This window comes from Nonomuraea sp. CA-141351 (genome assembly GCF_050944675.1).
GTDB lineage: Bacteria > Actinomycetota > Actinomycetes > Streptosporangiales > Streptosporangiaceae > Nonomuraea.
Map to the genome: position 1 here is coordinate 6,221,689 of NZ_CP191982.1, position 4,569 is coordinate 6,226,257.

At 72.3% G+C, this 4,569-nt stretch carries 3 protein-coding genes (1 of these 3 only partly in view); all 3 read right to left on the reverse strand.

Features of this window, described 5'->3' with window-relative positions; translation table 11 throughout:
* Tightly spaced (at most 41 nt apart), the 3 genes in view from ACQPWU_RS29715 to ACQPWU_RS29725 form a layout consistent with a single transcriptional unit that may run on beyond the window.
* Positions 1–2,341, reverse strand: partial view of a non-ribosomal peptide synthase/polyketide synthase gene (locus ACQPWU_RS29715; protein ID WP_433445024.1) — the start only. 25,748 nt of this gene lie to the left of the window's left edge; the window shows 2,341 of its 28,089 coding nt (coding positions 1–2,341); it begins with the start codon at positions 2,339–2,341; the stop codon falls past the left edge of the window.
* Between the two features lie 41 nt (positions 2,342–2,382).
* Positions 2,383–3,438: a MupA/Atu3671 family FMN-dependent luciferase-like monooxygenase gene (locus ACQPWU_RS29720; RefSeq protein WP_433445025.1), complete on the reverse strand. Its 1,056-nt coding sequence runs from the start codon at positions 3,436–3,438 to the stop codon at positions 2,383–2,385.
* Complete coding sequence (locus ACQPWU_RS29725; protein ID WP_433445027.1) at positions 3,435–4,553, reverse strand: cupin-like domain-containing protein; 1,119 nt, start codon at positions 4,551–4,553, stop codon at positions 3,435–3,437. Before ACQPWU_RS29725 ends, ACQPWU_RS29720 begins: the two co-directional genes overlap by 4 nt.
* Between the last annotated feature and the right edge of the window lie 16 nt (positions 4,554–4,569).

Sequence of the window (4,569 nt, forward strand, 5' to 3'; positions counted from 1 at the left end):
CGGTCGGGCCGTACAGGTTCCAGAGGCCCGCCGTCCTGGCGCGGATCTCGTCGGCGAGCGCGGGCGGGAGCGCCTCGCCGCCACACCAGGCGCGCAGCCCCGGGGCTCCCCGCCAGCCGTCATCGACGAGCATCCGCCAGGTCGCGGGCGTGGCCTGCATCACGGTCACGCCATGCCGTTCGATCTCGGCGGCCAGCAGCCCGGGCGTTGTGGTGACCGTGCGGTCGGCCACCACGACACGCGCGCCGCGCGTCAGCGGGAGGTACAGCTCCAGCCCGGCGATGTCGAACCCGAGCGTGGTGACGGCGAGCAGCACGTCGCCGGGGCCCAGTCCTGGCTGCTCTCCCATGGAGTCGAGGAAGTTCAGCAGGTTGCGGTGCGACACGACCACCCCCTTGGGCCGGCCCGTCGACCCGGAGGTGTAGATGACGTACGCCTGCCGGTCGGCTCCGCCGGCACAGGGCGACGGGGGGACGGCCGGCGCGGCGGCGACGGCGGCCGTGGTGCCGGGGTCGTCGAGCCACACCGCGCCGTCGCCTGCGAGATGTCCCGCCAGTTCCCGGTGCCCCAGCAGAAGCGTCGCCCCGCTGTCGGCCAGCATGTACGACAGCCGCTCGGCCGGATGGTCCGGGTCCAGCGGCAGATAGGCCGCACCGGCCTTCCACACCGCCAGCAGCGCGACCAGCATGTTCACGTCGCGCGGCACGCACAGCGCCACCACGCTCTCCGGGCCCGCCCCCAGGCCGCGCAGGTGGTGGGCCAGCCGGTTCGCGCGGGCGTCCAGCTCGCCGTAGCTGAGCGAGGCGTCGCCCGAGACGACCGCGATCGTGTCCGGGTGGTCCGCCGCTCGGGCCGCGATCAGCTCGTCCACGCCTGATGCCGCCCGCTGCGGCACGGCGGTGTCGTTCCACTCCTCCAGCACCCGGCCGCGCTCGGCGTCGTCGAGCACGGACAGCTCCGACAGCCGCAGTCCCGGCTCGGCCGCCACGGCCGTCAGGACCGCCGCCAAGTGGCCGCCCATCCGCAGGACCGTCGCGGCGTCGAACAGTTCGGTGCTGAACTCGATCGTCCCGTCCAGACCACCGGGGGCGTCGCTGAGGACCATGGTGAGGTCGAACTGGCTGGTGCCCTTCGCGACGCCGAAAGCGGTGATGGCCAGGCCGTCCAGGTCCAGCTCGTCGTCACCGCCGCCCTGGGCGTAGTCGAACCGCACCTGGAACAGCGGCGTGCGCGAGCGGTCGCGCTCCGGCTGGAGCGCTTCCACGAGCTGCTCGAACGGCAGGTCCTGGTTGGCGTAGGCGTCCAGCGCCACGCGACGCACCCGGCCGGCCAGCTCGGCGAAGCCGGGGTCGCCCGACAGGTCGGTCCTGAGCACGACCGTGTTGAGGAACAGCCCGATGAGGTCCTCTGTCTCAGGCCGGTCGCGGTTGCCCACGGGGGTGCCCACCACGATGTCGTCCTGGCCCGAGTACGTGCGCAGCACGACGGCGAACGCCGCCAGCAGCGTCATGAACATGGTGGCGCCGGCCTCGCGGGCCACAGCCCGCACGCCGACCGCGACGTGCATGGGCACCGTGAAGTCCACTGTCGCGCCCGCCGAGGAGCGCACCGGGGGGCGGGGGCGGTCGGTCGGCAGCTCCAGCGCCGTGGCGCCGGCCAGCCGCTCCCTCCAGTAGCCGAGCTGCCCTTCCAGCACCTCGCCCCGGAGGCGGTCGCGCTGCCAGGCGGCGAAGTCGGCGTACTGCACGGCGAGCGGGGTCAGCGGCGAGCGTCCTCCCCGGCAGAACGCGGCGTACAGCACCGACAGCTCGCGGCGCAGCACCCCGGCCGACCACTCATCGGACACGACGTGGTGCATGCACAGGCTCAGCACGTGGTCCTCGGCGCCCAGCCGGAGCAGCCGGCCGCGGAACAGCGGCCCGGCCGCCAGGTCGAACGGGGCCACCGTGTCCTCGGCGACGAGCTCGGCGGCCCTCCCCTCGGGGTCGGGCCCGCCGGACAGGTCCACGACCGCCAGTTCGAACCCACCGGGCGGGTCGATCACCTGGTGGGCGACGCCGTCCTCGTCCGGCACGAGACGCGTGCGCAGCACCTCGTGCCGTTCCACCACGGTGTCGAGCGCCTGCGCCAGCGCCGGCACGTCCAGTGCGCCACTCAGCCGCAGAGAGACCGGCACGTTGTACTCGGCGGAGCCGGGCTCCAGCTGGTCCAGGAACCACAGCCGCTGCTGCGCGAACGACAGCGGCAACGGGCCGTCAGGGCGCCGCATCGGTTCGCGTGCCGGTGCGTTCTCCCCCCGCAACCGGAGCTCCAGGAGCTTCCGCTTCGAATCAGAGAGCACAGGTGACCTCCGGGGTCAGTGGCGGTGGCTGTGGGGAGGAGTCAGGAGAGGACGCTGAGCAGCTCTTCGAGGCTTTTCATGATCGGCCCGTACTCGAAGCCGAAGTCGATGAGGCAGGCCACCTCGTCGACGTCCCATGCCTTGACCTCGGTCAGCCGGTCGCGCACCTCGTCGGCGGTGCAGATGAGGCCGAACTCGAGGAAGCGTGAGGCCCCGAGCGCCGCAATCGCCGCGCGGTCGGCGTCGTTGAGCGACCTGAAGGCCGCTGCGCGTTCCGCGTCGGCAACGTTGCGCTCGTCGAGCTTCATGGAGCTGGTCAGGTAGCGGGCCAGCTCGTGCTGGGCGCGCTCGGCGGAGGCTCGGGACCCGTCGATGAGGTGCGTGTGCAGCATCAGGGTGACGTGTCCGCGCCCGTCATCGCCGTGCGCCCCCCTGGCCTCACGATAGGCCGCGACGTTCTCCCGAAGGTCTTCCGGGCTCTGCCCGACGAGGTGGGTGAGGACGTTGAGGCCCATCGATCCGGCGGCTTCGAAGGTGCCGACGGAGCCGCCTGCGGTGAGCCAGGCCGGCAGTTCGGGCTGGACCGGCCTGGGGAACGTCCTGAGCTCGATCGGGCGGTCGGAGGCATCGTGGAAGGTCCGTGTCTCGCCCCGCCAGAGGGCGCGGACGGCCTCGATGCCGTCCCGCATGACCTGGCGGCGCTCGGAAACGTCGGCGCTGGAGAGCACGAAGTCGCTGCCGTTCCAGCCGGAGGCGAACGAGACGCCGACCCGGCCGCGGGAGATCTGGTCGACCACCGCCCACTCCTCGGCCACCCTCGCCGGGTGGTGCAGCGGCATGACGACGCTGCCGGCCCGGATACCGATCCGGCTGGTCGCCGCCGCGACCGCCGCCGCGGGCACCGACGGGTTGGGGTACAGATAGCCGAAGTCGGCGAAGTGCCGCTCGGGCAGCCATACGGCCTCCAACCCCGCTTGGTCGCCGAGCCGCGCGCTGTCCAGGAGCACGTCGTACGGCGAGCCGGTCGGGCCGTCGCCGCCACTGGCGGAGAAATAAGACAGGCTCACCGCCACCGGAAGGTCCTTGAGCGTGTTCATACGCGTTCCCCGTTCGCACTCGTGATCGCCATGACGTCGTCGATGAGCCGCCAGACCGGCTCGGGCGGTGGTTGGCCCTCGCGCCCCAGGGCGGCGGCCAGGTCGGCGCTGGCGGTGAGTACCTCACTGGCCGAGCGCGAGGTCCTGGGCTCGCGCCCGGCGGTGCGCAGAACGGACAGGCTCAGCGCCGTGGCGGCGCGGTACTCTCCGATGTCGGCGAGGAGCTGGGCCAGGTCGGCGGCGTCGGCCATGGGGTTCTTCGCGTCCGCGTCGCCGAGTTCGAACGTGTGCGTGAGGGCGGCGAGGTCCTCCTGCACGGCCGTCGACAGCAGTTGCCGCATGAAGCCCGGGCATAAGCAGTCCATCGCGTGAGCCCTCCACCAGAAGTTGACCGATATCGCCACGTCCTGCGACGCGACCTGGTGCCACCAGAAGGCGGGCAGCAGCAGGGCCTCCCCGGCGTTCACCGTCGCCTTCCTGTAGCTGACCCGCGCGGCGAGCGGGTGCCGGGTGAGGTCGGGGTCGAACAGATCGACCATGCTGAGGTGCTGGGCGCCGGTGTTGAGCGGTCCCGGGTAGAGCGCGTCGAGGCTCTCCGGCGGGAAGAGGTAGAACGTCTTGGTCCCGGACACCTGGGCGAACAGGTTGTGGGTGTCGTCGTAGTGCAGCGGCGTCACGGTGCCGGGGGCCGCGAGCCACAGGTTGACCGCGTTGATCAGCTCCCTGGGGACGCCGGCCGGGTAGTCGAGGCGCGCGGCCAGCTCGGGCAGCTCACTCTCGACGGCCACCTGCTGCAGGCACCAGCGCGGGCCGCCCGGGTCGGCCATGTCGTCGAAGAATCGGGCGACCGACAGCGGCTGGGAGTCCAGTGCGCGGCCCGGCTCGTACCGGAACTTGCCGTCGTCGCCGGGCAGAGTCGCGCGCAGCCGCTCCCCGCCCACGGTTTCCCGCAGGAACTCCGGGGTCCAGCGCCACACCTCCTCCATCAGCCGGTGGCCCTCGGTCAGGACCACGGGTTCCTTCAGCGCCGGCGAGCCGGCTGCCAGGCTGCCGAGCTCGCCGGCGGGGCGTCGGTCGACATGTCCCGCGAACGAGAAAGCCGGTAATTCGGTCACGCGTTACCCCTTGCTC